General features: G+C 71.1%; 16 protein-coding genes. 10 read left to right on the forward strand and 6 right to left on the reverse strand.

Going from position 1 to position 17,246, the window contains the following annotated elements; translation table 11 throughout:
- The first annotated feature begins 29 nt into the window (after positions 1 to 29).
- Genes ACN27E_RS18475 through ACN27E_RS18485 form a run of 3 tightly spaced genes read left to right on the forward strand, consistent with a single transcriptional unit; the run spans position 30 to position 5,733 of the window.
- On the forward strand, positions 30 to 2,126 hold the full coding sequence (locus ACN27E_RS18475) for a hypothetical protein (protein WP_422743643.1): 2,097 nt from the start codon (positions 30 to 32) through the stop codon (positions 2,124 to 2,126).
- Positions 2,123 to 4,579, forward strand: a complete 2,457-nt coding sequence (locus tag ACN27E_RS18480) for a hypothetical protein (protein ID WP_422743645.1) — start codon at positions 2,123 to 2,125, stop codon at positions 4,577 to 4,579. The genes ACN27E_RS18475 and ACN27E_RS18480 overlap by 4 nt, the downstream gene beginning before the upstream one ends.
- Entirely contained in the window at positions 4,576 to 5,733 is a 1,158-nt protein-coding gene (locus ACN27E_RS18485) for a hypothetical protein (protein WP_422743647.1), read from the forward strand. Before ACN27E_RS18480 ends, ACN27E_RS18485 begins: the two co-directional genes overlap by 4 nt.
- Before the next feature lie 14 nt (positions 5,734 to 5,747).
- On the opposite strand, the gene ACN27E_RS18490 is transcribed toward ACN27E_RS18485, so the two are convergent.
- Complete coding sequence (locus ACN27E_RS18490; protein ID WP_422743648.1) at positions 5,748 to 6,329, reverse strand: TetR/AcrR family transcriptional regulator; 582 nt, start codon at positions 6,327 to 6,329, stop codon at positions 5,748 to 5,750.
- A 69-nt stretch (positions 6,330 to 6,398) separates the two neighbouring features.
- On the opposite strand from ACN27E_RS18490, the gene ACN27E_RS18495 reads away from it, so the two are divergent.
- From ACN27E_RS18495 to ACN27E_RS18505, 3 genes are read left to right on the forward strand one after another with little or no spacing between them, the layout of a single operon-like run.
- A complete protein-coding gene (locus ACN27E_RS18495; protein WP_422743650.1) occupies positions 6,399 to 8,645 on the forward strand; it encodes a molybdopterin-dependent oxidoreductase in 2,247 nt (748 codons plus the stop codon).
- 12 nt (positions 8,646 to 8,657) lie between these two features.
- Positions 8,658 to 9,167 carry a pyridoxamine 5'-phosphate oxidase family protein gene (locus tag ACN27E_RS18500; RefSeq protein WP_422743652.1) on the forward strand — a complete coding sequence of 170 codons (510 nt, stop codon included), beginning with the start codon at positions 8,658 to 8,660 and terminating at the stop codon, positions 9,165 to 9,167.
- Positions 9,167 to 9,643 (forward strand): nitroreductase family deazaflavin-dependent oxidoreductase, encoded by a 477-nt coding sequence (locus ACN27E_RS18505; protein WP_422743653.1) that lies wholly within the window; start codon positions 9,167 to 9,169, stop codon positions 9,641 to 9,643. Before ACN27E_RS18500 ends, ACN27E_RS18505 begins: the two co-directional genes overlap by 1 nt.
- Here the strand turns inward: ACN27E_RS18505 and ACN27E_RS18510 are convergent.
- A complete protein-coding gene (locus ACN27E_RS18510; RefSeq protein WP_422743654.1) occupies positions 9,621 to 10,448 on the reverse strand; it encodes a thioesterase family protein in 828 nt (275 codons plus the stop codon). The genes ACN27E_RS18505 and ACN27E_RS18510 overlap by 23 nt on opposite strands.
- A 47-nt stretch (positions 10,449 to 10,495) precedes the next feature.
- A complete protein-coding gene (locus tag ACN27E_RS18515) occupies positions 10,496 to 10,819 on the reverse strand; it encodes a GNAT family N-acetyltransferase (RefSeq protein ID WP_422743655.1) in 324 nt (107 codons plus the stop codon).
- Positions 10,820 to 10,957: 138 nt separating this feature from the next.
- Between ACN27E_RS18515 and ACN27E_RS18520 the strand changes: the two genes are divergently transcribed.
- Complete coding sequence (locus tag ACN27E_RS18520) at positions 10,958 to 11,233, forward strand: DivIVA domain-containing protein (protein WP_422743656.1); 276 nt, start codon at positions 10,958 to 10,960, stop codon at positions 11,231 to 11,233.
- A gap of 156 nt (positions 11,234 to 11,389) precedes the next feature.
- On the opposite strand, the gene ACN27E_RS18525 is transcribed toward ACN27E_RS18520, so the two are convergent.
- Entirely contained in the window at positions 11,390 to 11,686 is a 297-nt protein-coding gene (locus ACN27E_RS18525) for a WhiB family transcriptional regulator (RefSeq protein ID WP_422743657.1), read from the reverse strand.
- 288 nt (positions 11,687 to 11,974) lie between these two features.
- Here ACN27E_RS18525 and ACN27E_RS18530 point away from each other — a divergent pair, with 288 nt between their 5' ends.
- Together ACN27E_RS18530 and ACN27E_RS18535 are read left to right on the forward strand one after the other, a co-directional pair.
- Positions 11,975 to 12,709 carry a transcriptional regulator gene (locus tag ACN27E_RS18530; RefSeq protein WP_422743658.1) on the forward strand — a complete coding sequence of 245 codons (735 nt, stop codon included), beginning with the start codon at positions 11,975 to 11,977 and terminating at the stop codon, positions 12,707 to 12,709.
- A gap of 118 nt (positions 12,710 to 12,827) precedes the next feature.
- Positions 12,828 to 13,760 carry a hypothetical protein gene (locus tag ACN27E_RS18535; RefSeq protein WP_422743660.1) on the forward strand — a complete coding sequence of 311 codons (933 nt, stop codon included), beginning with the start codon at positions 12,828 to 12,830 and terminating at the stop codon, positions 13,758 to 13,760.
- Between the two features lie 55 nt (positions 13,761 to 13,815).
- Here ACN27E_RS18535 and ACN27E_RS18540 read toward each other — a convergent pair whose 3' ends face one another.
- A complete protein-coding gene (locus ACN27E_RS18540; protein WP_422743662.1) occupies positions 13,816 to 14,709 on the reverse strand; it encodes an MPT63 family protein in 894 nt (297 codons plus the stop codon).
- A 119-nt stretch (positions 14,710 to 14,828) separates the two neighbouring features.
- On the reverse strand, positions 14,829 to 15,986 hold the full coding sequence (locus tag ACN27E_RS18545) for a MinD/ParA family ATP-binding protein (protein ID WP_422743663.1): 1,158 nt from the start codon (positions 15,984 to 15,986) through the stop codon (positions 14,829 to 14,831).
- Between the two features lie 396 nt (positions 15,987 to 16,382).
- Here ACN27E_RS18545 and ACN27E_RS18550 point away from each other — a divergent pair, with 396 nt between their 5' ends.
- Entirely contained in the window at positions 16,383 to 17,246 is an 864-nt protein-coding gene (locus ACN27E_RS18550) for an ESX secretion-associated protein EspG (RefSeq protein ID WP_422743665.1), read from the forward strand.

Genomic DNA, 17,246 nt, shown 5'->3' on the forward strand with positions numbered 1-17,246 from the left:
GTGAGTGTCGTGGTGAGGCGACGCCCCCGATGACCGAGCCCCAGCACGCCGACGACGATCCCCGGTTGCGCACGCTGCTGGCGTGGCGTGAGGAACTCATCGAGTCCGGCGCGGTGTCGGCCCGCAGCTTCAAGGAAGCTCATCTGCGGCTGGTCCTGCGGTCCGGCCGGACCGACGTCGAGCAGATCCGCGCGATGCTGCCCGGTTCGGTGTCCGAGCACGCCGAGGACATGGCCCGGGTGCTGGCCGATATGCCGGCGACCGAGGCGCCGGCCGATGCGTCCGAACCGCCCGCACCGCCCGAACCGCCCGATGCGGCGGCCGACGACTCGTCTGCGGGTCGGCACCGCGTCGCCGATCCCGGCGCGGAGATCGAATCCGTGGTGGTCACCCCGCCGGTGGCAGAAGATCCGGATCGGGATCCGACCGGATTCGCCGCCTACGCGTCGGATGCTCACCCGCCGGCCCCCGAGCCTCGCTGGCACGGCGTCACGCTGCATCGCCGCCGCGACACCGGCGCACTCGAGGTGCGCTGGCCGCCGGCCGACGACCCCGCCGAGACGGTGCTGTACCGGCTCGTCAGCGCCGAGGACCGGCCACCGACCTCACCGGACGAAGCAGACGCCGTCGCCGTCACGACCGCGACGTCCGCGGTCGACGATCGCGCCCCGGTCGCCGCCGTACGGTACTTCCAGGTCTGGATGCACTCGGGCGCGTCGGAGGCCGATGCGCGGTCGGCGCAACCGGTTCCGCACGCCGCCGGGGTCCTGATCGGGCGGATCGGCGATTTGTCGTTGCGTGAGGACTCGGGCCGGGTGATCGGCCAGTACAGCGCCCCGCCCGGGGTCAGCGCGGTCTACGTCTACCGGATCCCGGCACACGAGGCGCACCGCGACGGGCCGCAGTACCGGATCCTCGCCGATCAGGACAATCTCACCGGATTCGTCGACGTCGACGTCGAACGTGGGCGCCGGTACGTCTACCGGGTCCGGTGCGCCGCGCCCGTCGAGGGGGTCCTGCGCCTGTCCGAGCCGGCCCTCGGTGAGGTTGAGATCTCCGCGGTGCTCGCACCCGTCACCGATCTGACCATCACCGGTTCCAGCGCCGACGGCACGGTCCTCGACCTGGCCTGGACGACGCCACCGGGCGGGCAGGTGGTGGTCTTCCGCTCGCCCACCGGTCCGGCGCCGGGAACCGAGGGTGCCGAACTCCCGGAGGATGCGCTGAACCAGGTCGGGCTGACCGCGGATCTGCGCCTGGCTCAACCGTTTTCGACGCTTCGTGACGAGGACGGCCGGACCCGCACGGCGATGGCCGCGGTGGCCTGGCCGGACGGGTGGAGCCGAGCGTATTTCACGCCGGTCACCCTCATCGGCGGGCAGGCGCTGCTGGGCACGACCTTCGCCACCGTGCGGACCGGGGTGATCCGTGACATCGAACTCGCCGAGTACTGCAACAAGCAAGTGCTGACCTTCGACTGGCCCGACGGGGCCGCCTCGGTGGTCGTGTTCCTCGCGCCCAAGGGCCACGACCCGCGCGACGGGCTGGGCACCGGCCAGTGGGCCGGACAGTCCTACGAGATCACCCTCGAGGAGTACGAGCGCTACGGCGGCCTCCAGTTGTCCGGTCAGCTGCCCGTCCACGGCTGTTCGCTGCATCTGGCCCCGGTGGCGTTCACCGGCGGCAAGCGGGTGATGGGCGCGATCGCGAGCGTCGAATACCAGGGTCTGCTGCGGCTGCAGTACGCGGTGCGGGTCGGTCGGGATTCCGACGGCCGCGCGTTCACCGCCACCATCGCGGTGCGCTCGGAATACGATCTGCCCGGTTCGCCGGCCTTCGTGCTGGTGAACAACCCGCACCGGATCCCGTTGAGCCTGCACGACGGTGAGCCGGTCGACGTCGCGCCGCTCAACGACCAGGGACAGCTCGCTGCGCCACCGTCCAAACAGCTGCGCTGGTCGCAACTCACCACGACCGGGGGCAGCGAACTGTGGGCCGCGAACGTGCGCGACCGGCAGGGCTGGATCCGGTTGTTCGTCAACACCCCGGACCCGGCCAGTCTGCGGTTGATCGCCCTGCTGGACCCGCCGGTGGACACCTTGCGGCTCACCCCGGTGAACCCATGACAGCGCGCTACGGACAGCTCAGTTACACGTCGTTCGAGACGGCGCAACACATCGGCGGCTGGCAGGTCAAGCAGACGTCGGTCGATGTGTCCGCCGACGAGATGCGGCTGCTGACCGCCGGTGTGCGCACGGTCTTCCGGCCGGCGGAGCCGCTGCCCACCTACCCGACCACCGATCAGTTGGAGCGCGGCCCGCGTCGGCTGGCCTACGGCCGGTTGGATCGCCGGCGCGCCGGCTATTGGCACACCGTCCCGGCCGGCCCGGACAGCACCGGACGTCCGGGCAACGTCTTCGCCCACGCCGTGATCGACCGCCTCGCCGGTGACCGCGGCCCGCGTCCCATCCAATGGTGGCGCTCACCGCAGTGGCTGCGCCCCTACGGCGCGGCGGCAGTGGCCGGCGCGGAACTGCCCGCGACGCCCCCCGCCCCCGGTCCGGCGGTCACCGCCGACACCGTCGTGGATTTCGCACTGGACACCGGAACCTGGCGGCTGGCAACACTGTTCGGCTTGCTCGACGCGGTCGTCGCCGCGCTTGCCGGCGGTCCACCGGTGGTGCTCGGGGTGGGCTCGACCGACTCGGCGGCCCAGTGGATCGGATTGGTGAGCTACCTGATGTCGCCGGGCACCGCCGCGACGCTGAACTTCTCGACGTTCGACCGCGCCGACCAGTTGGCGTTCGCGCGCCAGAGCCGCCAGCATCTGACCGCGGTGCCGCTCACGGACTTCGACGAGCTGCCTGACGACGTCGTCGCCATCGACGAGACCGCCACCCTCTACCTCGGCGAGCTCGGTCGCGAACCGCATCGCACGGCCGGCGGCCAGGCCATCGAGGTCACCCCGTGGTCGGCGATGGCGCAGGTGGTGCTGCTCGACGCGGAGTCGGCCCACCGGGTGATCGAGGACATCGACCACTACGCGGCCGAGGTCGCCGACGTCGGGCTGCATCCGGCGTGGCCGATGGCGATGTCGGTGGCACACCGCGATGAGTTCGCCGACGCGTTGGTCGAGGCATACACCGTGATCGCCGGCCATTCCCCATGGGCGGCCGACGATTCCGTGGTGGCTCGCACGGTGGCCGAGGTGACGCGGGCGACCGTGGGCACCAGCACCGAGGACGCCTGGCAGGCGGTGCAACGGATGCCCGAGGGCCCGGCGGGCGACCTGGCTGCGGTCACCTATCTGTGTCGCGCGCTCGCCGACGACGACTGGCTGCGTCGGCCGGGGCCACTTCCGGTGTGCGAAGGGCGGTTCGAGCGCCACGCGGTACCGCCGGAGCTGCGCGAGGCGGCCGGTGCTGCGCTGGCGGCGACCGACGACCCCGAGCGGGTGCTGCGGATCGCCGATCTGCTGTTGCGGGCCGGGGTGCGCGACGACCGGGTGTCGGCCCGGCTGATGTCCACGGTGGTGCCGCACCTGCCGGGCGAGCGGCCCGCGCGTGACATCGGGGAGCCGACCAGGCTGGCGCTGGCGTCGATGCTGCTGCGCCGCGCCGTCGACGAGCCGCCGGCAGCGGAGTTGCTCGAATGGCTGGCGACCGACGTGCCCGCCCCAGGGGTCGCAGAGGTGTCCCGAGCTGAGCCGTGGGACGCGGTGTGGACGCGGGCCGCGCTGCGCGGCCTGCAACTGGACCGGGGCGACGCGGCCGAGGCCCCCGACCGATGGCTGCGGCTGTTCTGGCTACGGGTGAGCGGGTCGCCGTCCTATGCCGAGCTGGCCGGCTCGTCGGCCTGGCGGCCGGCCGAATTGCTGGCCGCAGCCGGGGATTCGGCACTGCCCGGCGCCGCCGCGGTGCCCACGCTGGTGAGCGCTCCACCGTCGGCCGAACTCGACCGGTTGGCCCGGATGGTGCTCGGCAGCAACAGTGACGACACGGCCGTCGCCTGCGCCGCGGTGCGCGTGTTCGACCCGCGGGCGTGGATCGAACAGGGTTACGCCGCCAGCCACCACGGCGCGTACACCCCGCTGTGGGAGCGCGCCGTCGCGCGGGTCGGGCGCGCCGAGATCCACCGCGACTTCGCGGCGCGCCTGGTGACGTTCGCGGCGATCGCCGCCGCCGCCGGCCAGCCCTACCCGCCGGTGTGTGCGGCGTTGGCCGCCGACGGCACCGTTGCCGGCGACGCTTTCGCGCAGCTTACCCGGCTGGTCGACGGCTACGTGCTCAACCCCGTATCGGTCCTGGCGCTGGCGGCGGTGCGATGGGGGCAGGCGGGGGAGGAGTGGGATCCCGTCTTCGACGGCGTGGACGACGTCATCTGGCAGACCGCTCGTCACCTCCTGCGCACGCGCAGCCAGGAGACCCTCGACCTGACCGCGATCGCCCTGACGATGGGGCAGCTGGCCGGGGACGCGAGCGAAGGCGCCGCACGGCGGCATCGCAGAACCCTGCAGAAGCTGTTGGCCCGCCGGCGCGAACAGACGGTGCCGATCGTCCGAACCCGGTGGAGCCAATGACCAAGTGCCCGCGGTGCTTCTCGCTCCTCGACCCCAACCAGTACCTGTGGTCGCTGCCACCCCACGCCGGTGGGACCCGCTACCGCGACGACGTCGCCTCGGCGTTCCTCGGCGCGCCGGCGGATTCGGCGGCGCTCTACACCTGGGCCAGGCCACCCGGCTACACTGGGCCACCGCCGCCGATCAGCGAGGCCAGCCAGGCGTTGCAGGGTCCCGCGGTGGAGATCTGCCCCGTGTGTCACTTTCTGCTGCCCGACGACTGGCGTAACGGGCATGCGATCTGCATCGCCATGGCCGGTGCGCGCGCAACGGGGAAGAGCCTCTACATCGGTGTCCTGGTCAAACAGCTCGAGCTGCTCTGCGAGCGGCTCGGCGTATCCATGCAACCGGTCACGCGGGCCACCGCGGTCGCCTATTCGATGACCTATGAGAATCCGCTCTACGTCCAGCGCGGTCTGGTGCCGCCGACACCGACGGTGCAGACACAGGCCTCGCACCAGCGGGAGCCGCTGATCTACGGGATCGGGATGTGGCACGGGGTGCGGCGCTATCTGGTGCTGCGTGACGTGGCCGGCGAGGATTTGGAGTCCGGTGATCTCTACACCCCGCCGTTCCGGTTCTTCGCCAACGCCGACGCCGTGTTCTTCATGTTCGACCCGTTGCGCATCCAGGGCATCCGCGACCAGCTGCACGATCTGTTGCCCGCCCAGGCGTTCGGGGGCGGCGATCCGCGGGCGGTGCTGAACAACGTGCTGCACGCCGTCGGTCCGGCCCAGCCGAAGCTGGCGGTGATCGTGTCGAAGTTCGACGCATTGCGGGTGCTGCGCGACGTCGAGGGCAGCGAGTGGAGCCTGATCATGGCGAACGCCGGGGCGGCGTATTCGCGCGATCCCTCCGATGCCCCGCAGTACGACGAGGCCGAGGGGCAGCTGCTGCACGAGGAGGTGCGCAGCCTGCTCACCAAACTGCACGGCGGCTCGATCCTTGCGGCGGTGGAGAACCCGTCGACCGGCGCGCGTCTGGCGCACCGCTATTTCGCGGTATCGGCCCTCGGCGCGCCGCCGAGCGGCAACCGGCTGCATTCGCGGGGCATCGCGCCGTTCCGCACCGTCGATCCGGTGCGGTGGGTGACGTCGGCCTACGGGGTGCTCTGACCCGCCGGACGGCCTCAGGCCAACACGCCGCGCAACACCAGCTCGGTGAGTTCGGCTGCCGCGCGGTCGATGTCGCGGATCCGGCGCACACAGACCGCGTACCAGGCGCCGCCCGCGATGACGTCCATCACCGTGTCGGCGCTGACGTCCGGCCGTGCGGTGCCGAACTCCACCGCGCCGGCCAGTCGCGCGGCGAGATCGCTGCGGGCGGCCGCCTCCAAACGGTCGCTCAGAGCCCGCCGGGCGGTCCGGTCGGCACGTAAGTCGTTGAGCAGACCGGGGATCGCCTCGCGCACCGCGGGGTCGCCGTACATCCGCAGGGCGCCGCGGCACAACCGGGTGATCTCGGCGGTCAAGCCCGCCGCGGGTGCCTCTGGTCCGAGGTCCGGGAACAGTGCCTCGTGCACCAACTCGGCCTTGGAGTTCCACCGCCGGTAGACCGCGGGCCGGCTCACCCCGGCCGACGCCGCGATCAGATCGATGGTCGTCGCGGCATACCCGCGCTCGACGAGCAACCGCCGGGCCGCGGCGAGAACGGCGACGTCGATCGCCGGGTCGCGGCGCGATCCGTGGCGCCGCCGCGGTGTCGTGGTCATGAATCACCTCCGCTGCGCCGGCATTGTCGATACAGTCTGTCACGACAAGCCCGACGCGAAGGAGCTTCGATGACGGTCGACCTCCCACTGGCCGGGATCGGCGAAGACGGCCGGCATCTCTACACGTGCCCGCTGTGCGAGGCCATGTGCGGCTTGGACATCGAGGTGCGCGCCGGCCGCGTCGAGAGCGTCCGCGGCAACCGGGACGACGTGTGGAGCCACGGTCATCTCTGTCCGAAGGGCGCGACGCTGGGCGCGGTGCACGAGGACCCCGACCGGATCCGCCGGCCGATGGTCAAGGTGGACGGGCAGTGGCAGGAGGTCAGCTGGGCGGCGGCGTTGCGGCGCTGCACCGAGTTGCTCACCCCGGTGATCGAGCGCTACGGCATCGGCGCTGTCACCGCCTACGTGGGAAACCCACTGGCGCACTCGTTTTCGCTGGCCCGCTACTCCGGTGTGCTCCTCGGCATGTCCGGTATGCCGATCACCTACTCGCCGGGAACCGTCGACCAGTGGCCGAAGAATCTGTCGTCGCACCTGATGTACGGCGGTTGGTGGACCTTCCCGGTGCCCGATATCGAGCGCACCGATCTGCTCGTCGTGATGGGCGCCAACCCGGCCGCCTCCCAGGGCTCGCTGCTGGCCGCGCCGAACGTCATGGGCATCATCGACGGTATCCGCCGGCGCGGAAAGGTCATCGTCGTCGACCCGGTCCGCACCGCGACCGCGGCCCGCGCCGACGAGTGGCTGGCGATCACCCCCGGCACCGACGCCGCGCTGCTGCTCGCCGTCGTCCACACGCTCTATGCCGAAGACCTGGTCCGTCTCGGGACGGTGGCCGATCACGTGGACGGTGTCGACACCCTCGCGACCGTGGCCGCGGACTGGCCCCCGGAGCGGGTGGCCGCCGCCACCGGCATCGACGCCGACCGGATCCGCGCGCTGGCCCGGGAACTGGCGGGCACCCCGCGGGCGGTCGTCTACGGGCGGATCGGCCTGTGCAATCAGGAGTTCGGCAGTCTGGCCAGCTGGCTGGTCGACGTGGTGAACATCCTGACCGGACACTTCGACGTCGCCGGCGGTGCGATGTTCCCGCGCGCCGCCGCCTGGTCGGTCACGGTCCAGCCGCAGCCGGGCCTGGAAGACGGTGCCGCCGTGTTCGGCCGGTTCCACACCCGGGTGCGCGGCGCAAAGGAGGTGCTCGGACAGGTGCCGGTGTCCTGTCTGGCCGAGGAGATCGCCACCCCGGGCGAGGGCCAGATCAAGGCGCTGATCACGATCGCGGGCAATCCGGTGCTCTCCACCCCGGCCGGTCACCATCTCGACGAGGCGCTGCCCCAACTCGAGGCGATGATCGCCGTCGACCTGTGGCTCAACGAGACCACCCGGCACGCCGACGTCTTCCTGCCCGGGCTCTCACCGCTCGAGCAGCCCCACCACGACGATCTGATCCTCAACTTCGCGATCAACAGCGTGGCCAACTACTCGGCGCCGGTGTTCGCGCCCGAGGAGCCCGACCGGCCCCACGAGTGGGAACTGCTGATCCGGCTGACGGGTCTGCTCACGGGGGTGCCCGCCGAGGACGTCGATGTCGCCGCGATCGACGACGGCTTCTTCGACTACCTGGCGTTCACCCAGGGCCTCGACGGCGCCGCGATCCGCGCCCGGTACTCCCACGGCGGCCCGGAACGGATCCTCGACCTCACCCTGCGCACCGGACCGTTCGGGGACCGCTACGGCGAACGACCCGACGGGCTGACCCTGGACAAGCTGAAAGCCCAACCCAACGGCGTCAACTTCGGGCCCATGGTGCCGCAGGTCCCCCACATCCTCGGCACCGCCGACCGGCGGATCCGGCTCGCGCCGCCGTACCTGCTCGAGGACCTGCCGCGGCTCGCCGCCCGGCTGGACCGCGGCGCGGACGATCTCGTCCTGGTCAGCCGCCGGCACCTACGCTCGAACAACTCGTGGCTGCACAACGTCGCGCCGCTGATGAAGGGTCGCGACCGGTGCACCCTGCTGATGCACGACGACGATGCCCGCCGGTGCGGGGTCGCCGACGGTCAGACCGTCACCGTCACCTCCAGTGGCGGCAGCATCGAGGTGCCCGTCGAGATCACCGACGCGATCAAACCCGGCGTGGTGTCCATGCCGCACGGCTGGGGCCACGGCCGGTCGGGCACCCGCATGGCGGTGGCCAACGCCTCGCCCGGGGTGAACACGAACGTCCTGTCACCGCCGGGCTTCCTCGACGAACCCTCGGGCAACGGTGCGCTCAACGGCATACCGGTGACCGTGACGCCGACGCCCGCCTGATAGGCATAGACCGTGGGTAAGAACGAACGCGCGAAGATCGTCATGTCCGACGACGAGATCGCCCAGTTCATCGAACGCAGCCGCACCGCCACCATGGCGACCGTACTGCCCAGCGGCAGACCGCATCTCGTGGCGATGTGGTACGCGGTCCTGGACGGCGAGATCTGGTTCGAGACGAAGGCCAAATCGCAGAAGGCGGTGAACCTATACCGCGATCCGACCGTCACCGTGATGATCGAGGACGGGCTGACCTACAACACCTTGCGCGGGGTCTCCATCGACGGTCGCGCCGAGATCGTCGACGCCGATCCGGATCTGCTTCTCCGCGTGGGGATCAGCGTGTGGGAGCGCTACACCGGTCCCTACAGCGACGAGATGAAACCCTTCGTCGACCAGATGATGAACAACCGGATCGCGGTGCGCGTGGTACCCGAACGGCTCCGCAGCTGGGATCACCGCAAGCTCGGTATGCCGGAGATCCCGCTGGGCGGCAGCACCGCCCAGTATCTGGAGCAGTCCTGATGGCGCCGAAGCGTCCGAAGCAGCTCGATTCGCCGTTGCTGCCCAAGGTCTTCAAAGCCGTCGGCAAGGCGCACGTGTGGGTGTACCGCCGCACCGGCGGCCGGGTCGGCGGTAAGTGGCGCATCGGAGCGGGTTTCCGCAAGCCGGTGCCGACGATGTTGCTCGAGCACCGTGGCCGCAAGTCCGGCACGCTGTTCGTCACCCCACTGCTCTACCTGCGTGACGGCGCGGACATCGTGGTGGTCGCCTCCCAGGGCGGGCGGCCCGAGCACCCGCAGTGGTACCGCAATCTCGTCGCCCACCCCGACACCCACCTCGAGATCGGATCGGAGCGGCGTGCCGTGCGGGCCGTCGTCGCCGACGCGCAGCAGCGGGCCCGGCTGTGGCCCCGGCTGGTGGAACTCTATGCCGACTTCGACACGTATCAGAGTTGGACCGATCGGGAGATCCCCGTCATCGTCCTGACGCCGCGCTGATCCCCCGCGGCGCGAAACCGGGATTGGCCACCGCGGTGGCCACGGCGCTGCCGACCGGGCCGAGGCGGTCGAACATGACGGCCGTTCCGGTGGCGATGCCGTCGTGGCTGTGGTGGGTGAGCGCGGTCAACCCGATGTGCGGTCCCTCGGGCAGCCGGCTCAGCGACACCGTGTAATCGGCGTTGATGAACGGCAGCCCGGTCGAGCCGAAGTTGGTCAGCGAGCTGGCATAGTCCCCGGCCATCGCCGCGCGACCGAACGGGGTCAGCGCGGCGCCGCGCACCAGCGGGGTGACGTCGCGAATCCACACCGCTTTGGGACCGGACTGCTGCCACCCACTCAGATCGGTCGCGGGTTCGGTGGGGTGTTCGTCACCGCCGTAGACCCACAGCAGCAGCGGCCGATTCGCGATGTCGTCGGGGTCGGCGGGGACCGGCGGCAGGACGACCGGAGAGCTCCAGGCGTCGTCATCGGGTTGCGGTCCCCGGCGCAGCAGCAGCGCGCTGGCGCGGGATACCACGGCGTCGTCCTGGACCAGTTCGGCCTCCAGCAGACACAGGCGCCGGCCCTGCCGAACGATGCGGGTCCGCGCGGTGATTCCCGCCATCGCGACCGGCCGGAGCAGATCCACGGTGAACCGCGCGAGCCGGAGATCCGGATCCGGCGGCGCCGCCTGTTCGGCGATGTGGCCGAGCAGACCGCCGACGTAGTTCCCGCTGACCGACGAGCCCCAGGGCCCACGGGCGATCGGATCCGGCACGAAGGTGTCGCCGTCGCGGTGGAAGTAGGCGCTGGGATCGGTCACGCGCCGACCCTAGCGGTCGCCTGATCAGGCGGGGGAGCGGTATGGCGTCACTGCTGACCCACGGGGTCGACGATGTCGGCGTACTCGTCGTGCTTCTCGACGTAGTCGGCGACCAAAGCGCACGCGGGCACGATCCGCAGACCGGCATCGCGGGTCTGGGCCAACGCCTCCGCGACCAGAATGGTCGCCAGACCCCGGCCCTCGAACTCCGATTCCACCTCGGTGTGGGTGAAGACGCGCTGACCGCCGTCGTCGTTGAACGCGGCGAATCCGACGGTCCCGCCCTCGACGGCGATGGTGAAGCGGTCAGCCTCGGCCCTCACGGTGGTGGGTGCACCGGTCTTGTCGTCGGGGGTGCTGTCGTTGGCCACGGTCTCTCCTCGATTGTCGGGTACGGCTCAGGGGGTACCCGTCCTCGCGGCGAGCATCCTCTCCACCTCGCCCTGATCGAGGGTGTCCTGGCGGGTGATGTTCGGGGCGGTTGACGTGCGGGCATAGCATCAGCGGTGATGAACCGGCCACGTAGCGGGTTGACCGCCGACGATCTGCGTAGTGCGGCCTTTGCGAAAGCGCCCTGGAATCAACGTGGATACGATCCGAAGTCGGTGCACGACTTCCTGGCGCTGGCGGTCCGGCGACTCGAAGGGCGCGGACACCTCAGTGCCGACGATGTGCGCTCGATCCGGTTCCCGCGACGGCCGATCGGTCGGCGCGGATACCACTGCGGCGAGGTCGACGAGTACCTCGTGGCCGTCGCCGACGCGGTGGCCGCGCAGGGCGGCTGAACAGACCGCGTGTTCGGAAGTTGGGACGGTGCCGCCATGGCGCCTCTCGGCGAGTGGTCGCTCGAAGCGACGAATGTGGTTGGGGCCCGGGGCATGCCCGGCACCGTCAGGTGATGTAACCGGTCGGGGTGCCGGAGTATTCCGGCCGTGTTCGCATCAGGCCGATTCCGGAAACACGCGGCGGATGGCCCGGATCGGATAGCCGTTGCGTTCGGCGAGGTTGCGCAACTGCTTGAGTGCGAAAGTGCGGCCGCGCCCGGCCTCCGGGATCACGATCCCCGCCCACAGTCCTTCGGCGCGGGGCAACTCGACGGCGTCGCGGGCGCACATCCACCGGCGGGGGCAGCCACGGCAGATCGCCTTGGCCTCATCGTCGGCGGTGGTCGTCCAGCGTTCGGGGTCACGGGTGCAGGCGCCGACGGGGATCTCCAGGACGGTGACGTTGCTGCTCATGGGGTACTCCTCTGACTTACCGTGCGGGCGTGCGCTCCGCGTGCCGTCGAATCTATAGCACTAACCGTAGCGTTGCAACAGTTAACTGACGCGCCCTCTGCCCGGCCGCGGACATTCGGCGCCTGAAACGTGAGTAATGCAACATTTAGATCAGGGAGCGCTGCGGTTCGGCGGTACTCGAAATGCAGCGGTTCGACGGGTTGGGCCGCCCCAAGTCGTAGCGCTGCAGCGGTACGCGGCTAGAATCAGCCGAGTACTTCGTCGAGCCAGCGAGGATCAGCTCCGTCCATGACCAGCCCGGAATCCGTCGACGAGAGCGTCGGCGCAATCGATCCCGGGATGGCCCGCGCCGGGGCTGCGGCAGCCGCCCGCCGCCGCGAGCTCAACATCAGCCAGCGCAGGTTGGCGTCGGAGGGCATCATCAACGCCGGTGCCCTGATCGCCTTCGAGAAGGGCCGTAGCTGGCCCCGCCAACGCACCCGCGCCAAGCTCGAAGAGGTGCTGCAGTGGCCGTCGGGCACGATCGCGCGGCTACGGCACGGCGAACCCGCCGGGCGGGCCGCCGAACCGCCCTCGGCATCGGCCGGCGACGACGAGGTGCCGCTGATCGCGCAGGCCGTCGTCACCGCGGTGCACACCCTGGGCGCCGCAGCGGAGAATCTGCCGCCGGTCGAGCATCCCGATTTCGTGCCACGGGTCACCGCGATCCTGGCCGATCTGCGTGCGCTCGAATCGGTCGCCGCCCAAGCAGCGCGGATCAGCAGGGTCACTCCGGCGCTCATCAGAGCCCTCAGCTCGGTCCGCCGGCGGATCGACGAGCTGACCGTCCTCGGTGCCACCGCCCCCGGCGCCACGCTCGGCCAGCGGCTGTACGCGGCACGGCGCCGGACAAACCTCACTCTCGAAGAGACCGCCCAGGCCGCGGGGGTGAGCGCCGACGAGATCGCGGCGGCCGAAGCCGAAGAGCCGGTCACCGACGCGGCAGCCCGGTCCATCGAAGCGCTGATCGGGCAGCTGGACTGATGCGAATCCGTAGCCACCGCCGACCGCCGCGGCCACTACTGTCTTTGCCGAAGTCTTCTCGGGATACACCGACAGATCGGGGGCGCCAGGTGAGTACGGAGTACGGGCGGATGCGGAGATGACGTGGCCGCCGCCGCCACCCTCCTCGGATCCCTGGGCCACCGGACCCGAGCCCGACCGGGAACCCGTCTCCGACGTCCCGGACGACTCCGCGCCGGCGGTTGAACCGGTCGAGGAGACACCGCCGGACGAACCCGCCGCGGCGCCCCCGGAACCGGAACCCGAGGTGCCCGATCCGGCACCCCCGATCGACGCCGGCTACACCGCCGACGCCGAGTACTTCCCGCCCCCCGCGGTGGCCATGCCGCCGACCAGCGTTGCGGCGCCGGCGGAACCGCCCCCGCCGGCGCCCGAGAGCTGGACGTCCTACAGCCACGCCCCACCGCCGGTGATCCCGCGCGCCCCGGTGGCCCCGCCGCCGTCCAAGAAGCCGATCTGGTTGGCCGCCGCGGCGGTGACCGGCATCGTCGTCCTCGGCCTGATCATCTGGCTCGTGGTGCCGTCCGGCGGCCACGACGCGGCTCCGCCCGCCACCACGACCGCCGAGCCCACCCCGACCGCCGACGCTGCGGCCGAGGCGCGACTGCTCGGCCTGCTCCCGGCCGGATACCGTTCCGGCGTGTGCGAGACGGTGGCGCCGCCCGCCGGTGCGCGGGCGGCGGCATCCTGCGGACCCAACACCGACCCCGGCGGCCCACCGTCGGCGACCTTCACCATCGCCGAAGACGGTCGGGCACTCGATGCGGCGTTCAGCGCGGTGGTCAACGGGTCGACCAGGGTCAACTGCCCCGGCAACATCCAGTCGCCGGGACCGTGGCGGCGCAACGCCACCCCGCAGAAGGTCAGCGGGGTGCTGTTCTGCGGCATCCAGCAGAACCGGCCGGTGGTGGCGTGGACCAACGTCGACGAGTCGCTGGTCGCGGTGGTCCAGTCCGGACCGCAGGGTCCGAACCTGGACCAGCTCTACCTCTGGTGGAGCTCCCACTCCTAGCGATACGAAAACGGGGCCGGTCGGTGACCGGCCCCGTTCACGACGTCACGCGGGGTCAGGGCAGCGGCACTGCCGTGGTGGTCGGCGGCACCGGATAGTGCGGGACCTCCGCGTTGCTCACCGGCTGGGGCGCCCCGGACGGAGCCGGAGCCGGAGCCGGCTGCCCGGCCGGGGGAGCGGCGGGCGGCGCCGCCGGGGTACCTGCAGAGCCGGCCGGAATCGGCGTGCCGGTGCTGCCCTCCGGAAGCGGCGTGCCGGTGCTGCCCGCCGGGATCGGCGTTCCGGTGCTACCGGGAGCGGGCGCCACCTCGGCGCCGGCCGGTGCGGGCGCGCCCGGCGCGGCCGGAGCCGCCTCGGCGCCCGCGGCTGCCGGAGCTTCTGCCGCGCCGGTGCCCTGCGGAACAGCCGTCGACGGATAGCCGGTCGACGGATACGACATCGACGAACCGGAACCCGACGGCGCCGGGGCCGGAGCGGGCTTCAGCCAGAGCAGCACGTCGCGGGCCCCGTCGTTGTAGACGACGCTGTCGGGCTGCGCACCCGTCACGTCGAAGTACAGCTTGCCGCTGGTCTGCTGGCCCTGAGCGATCGCGGCCGGATTCACGCCCTGCGGCGTGGCCACCTGGAACAGCGTCCGGTAGGTCTGGCCGTCCGCGGCGCGGGCGTTGAAGTTCGACACGACCGGTTGCACGGAACCCTGGATGGCCTGGTCGGTGGCGGTCGCCTCCCACAGCGTGCCCTGGACCGGGTAGGGGATCTGATCCGAGCTGGGCTTGAGCCCGCTGACGGTCCAGCCCTGCGTGACACCACCGGTCATCAGATCGGCCTGCTTGCCCAGTTCGGTGGTCTGCGGACCGGCCGGAGCGCCGGTCTCCGCTGCGGCGAGTGGTGCCGCAGCGACCGCGCCGGCCGCCGCGACTGTTGCTGCGAGAATCGTGGTCTTCTTCAAGTCGGTTCACTCCTGAGTCGTTCGACGGCCCAAATCCCCCGGATCTGGAGGTGCCCCAAACGTCAACGTAACAAACACCGACGTTGCTGGACACCTCCGCGTCCGCGGGCGGAGCGAACTCAATCCCGGATTCTCGACCGATCGTCGGTCGTCGGGAAGTGCTCGGCCAGGGCGGCCGCGATCTCGATGAACCTGCGCCGCGCGGCCGGCGTCATGATGCGCGTGCCCTCGATCACGCCCCCCGGACGCAGCTGTCCGTCGAACGGCACCTCGATGACCCGCTGACCGTGACCGGCGAACTGCTGGGCCAGGACCGTGCGGGTGCGCTTGTCGGCGTGCCCGTCGGAGTCGTTGAGCACCAGCAGCGTTCGTTGCAGCAGGCCGGTCATCCCGCGGTGGGCGAGCCAGTCCAGGGTCTGGCCGGCGGCCGCGGCGCCGTCCACCCACGGCGAGGACACCACGATCAACGCGTCCAGGTCCCGCAGCACCTCCTGGGTCACCGGCGAATCCATGGTGGAACTGCAGTCGACGATCGAGATGGAGAAGTACTTGTCCAGCCGTGCGGTCGCCTCCCGGTAGATCGCCGGGTCGAGGACCCGCCTGCGGGCGGGCGTCCCCTCGCCAGCCAACACGAACAGTCCGGCGGCGTTGTTGCCGACCCGGCTGCGCACATCGGCGAACGAATCGAGGTGCTGATCGGAGGCCAACTCCCAGTACGAACCCTGAGCTCGCGGGTCGACCCGGCTGCCCAATTTGCCGAATGCGGTGTCGGCGTCGATGGCCACCACGCGGTCATCCGGCCGCAGCTCGGCGAACACCGATCCGACACTGGCCGACACGGTGGTCTTGCCGACGCCGCCCTTGCCCATCACGCCGATCTTGTAGTGACCCCGCAATGCGCCGCGGACCCGGTTCTCCAGCGCGATCTCACGCAGTTCCTCGGCCGACTGGCCGGGATTGACCAGCCCGAAGCTCATCCGGAACAGCAGTCTGCGCCAGCCGCGCGCGGGCGGTGTGCGCCGCGGCCGCATCAGCTGTTCGGGCCGGATGGCGTCCGCGTAGGACGGCGGGGGCGGCTGGTGGGGCGGCCAGCTCGGCCCGGGAGCCGGCTGCCAGGGCGGCGGGCCGCTTCTCGGGTCCCGCTGCGGTGCGGGGCGCATGTTCTGGTGTGGGTCCCGGAAGCTGCCGCGCGGACCGGCTTCGAAGATCACGGTCGGTGGGTCCGGGGGGACACGGGGCCCGGTGGGTCCGGTGTCCGGCTCGGGGTCGTCGGTCACCACCCCAGTATCGGGCACCCCGAGGCAGCAAAACCGGCCCGCCGCCGATGCGCACGCCAGCGGGGTGTGGCGGGCCGCTGCGCCCCGGCGGGAACGGCGGTGCAGGCGCCCGCTGCGGCGCCGGTCGTCCCGATCGCCGACCCATCGCACCGATGTTCGCTGCGAGGACGATTTCGAACTTTGATCGGGTCGGCAGCGGGGAAGAGCCCTTGCTGAGAGCCGACTGAGTTCTGCGGGCGGGCCGGTTCGGCGGCGGAAATCGCCGCGAGTCGGCCGGCTGACGCGCTGGTAGGCTCACTTTCGGCCAAGGTCCTCACGCCGCCGCCGGTCAACCGGTGGCCCCCGGTGCGGCAAAGACGCCCGGTCGTGCGTGCGAGGCTCGGAGAGGGGGACAGCATGACGAACATGGTCGGCACGTCGGCCTCCGCCAGCACGCACTACGACGACGTGGTGGGGGTCGAGGTCACGATCGACGGCATGCTCGTCATCGCCGACCGGCTGCACACCATGGATTTCCCGCCCGCCTTGGGCATTCGGCTCAACATCCCGCAGCCCGATCTGCGCGAGATCGTGTGGGAACAGGTGAGCCGCGATCTGACCGCCCAGGGCGTCTTGAATTTCTACGGCGAACCGCACCCCGAGGTGGCGGCGATGGTGGACACGCTGAGCCGCTCCGACCGCGTGCTCGAGGGCCGGTGGTGGCGCCGTGATCTCGGCGGCAAGATGGTGCGCTTCGTCGTCTGCCGCAAGGGCGACCGGCACGTCGTGGCGGCCCGCGACGGCGACATGCTGGTGGTGCAGCGGGTCGCCCCGCAGATCGGGCTGGCCAACATGGTCACCACCGTGCTGGGCAGCGCACCCCCCGCCGACGTCGAACCGCTCACCGGCGTCGCGAGCAAGCTGGCCGAATGCCGCACCGCCGATCAGCTGCAAGGCCACGGTCTGGCGCTCACCTCGGCGCGGGCGTACGCCGACATCATCAGCGATCCGTCGAGCTGGGTGGAGCTGACGGCCACCGAACGCCACCCCGGCGGCACCCACACCACGGCCTCGGTCGCCGCTGGTGTGCTCGACTCCCGACACGGACGCATCGTGTCGATTCCCCGCCGGGTCAACGGCGAGCTGTACGGCAGCTTCCTGCCCGGCACCCAGGACAATCTGCAGCGGGCCCTCGACGAGCTGCTCGAGTTCCTGCCGTCCAAGGCGTGGTTCGAGCAGAATGCGTCCGCCGCCGACTCTGACGACACGCACGTCGACTGA

The organism is Mycobacterium sp. WMMD1722 (genome assembly GCF_049315205.1).
Lineage (GTDB): Bacteria > Actinomycetota > Actinomycetes > Mycobacteriales > Mycobacteriaceae > Mycobacterium.

What these genes read in the sequence shown, in the direction of transcription:
- ACN27E_RS18550 (WP_422743665.1), top strand. Translation starts at nt 16,383, where the DNA reads ATGACGAACATGGTCGGCACGTCGGCCTCCGCCAGCACGCACTACGAC.
- ACN27E_RS18475 (WP_422743643.1), top strand. Translation starts at nt 30, where the DNA reads ATGACCGAGCCCCAGCACGCCGACGACGATCCCCGGTTGCGCACGCTG.
- ACN27E_RS18495 (WP_422743650.1), top strand. Translation starts at nt 6,399, where the DNA reads ATGACGGTCGACCTCCCACTGGCCGGGATCGGCGAAGACGGCCGGCAT.
- ACN27E_RS18535 (WP_422743660.1), top strand. Translation starts at nt 12,828, where the DNA reads ATGACGTGGCCGCCGCCGCCACCCTCCTCGGATCCCTGGGCCACCGGA.
- ACN27E_RS18490 (WP_422743648.1), bottom strand. Translation starts at nt 6,329, where the DNA reads ATGACCACGACACCGCGGCGGCGCCACGGATCGCGCCGCGACCCGGCG.
- ACN27E_RS18480 (WP_422743645.1), top strand. Translation starts at nt 2,123, where the DNA reads ATGACAGCGCGCTACGGACAGCTCAGTTACACGTCGTTCGAGACGGCG.
- ACN27E_RS18530 (WP_422743658.1), top strand. Translation starts at nt 11,975, where the DNA reads ATGACCAGCCCGGAATCCGTCGACGAGAGCGTCGGCGCAATCGATCCC.
- ACN27E_RS18525 (WP_422743657.1), bottom strand. Translation starts at nt 11,686, where the DNA reads ATGAGCAGCAACGTCACCGTCCTGGAGATCCCCGTCGGCGCCTGCACC.
- ACN27E_RS18520 (WP_422743656.1), top strand. Translation starts at nt 10,958, where the DNA reads ATGAACCGGCCACGTAGCGGGTTGACCGCCGACGATCTGCGTAGTGCG.
- ACN27E_RS18485 (WP_422743647.1), top strand. Translation starts at nt 4,576, where the DNA reads ATGACCAAGTGCCCGCGGTGCTTCTCGCTCCTCGACCCCAACCAGTAC.
- ACN27E_RS18505 (WP_422743653.1), top strand. Translation starts at nt 9,167, where the DNA reads ATGGCGCCGAAGCGTCCGAAGCAGCTCGATTCGCCGTTGCTGCCCAAG.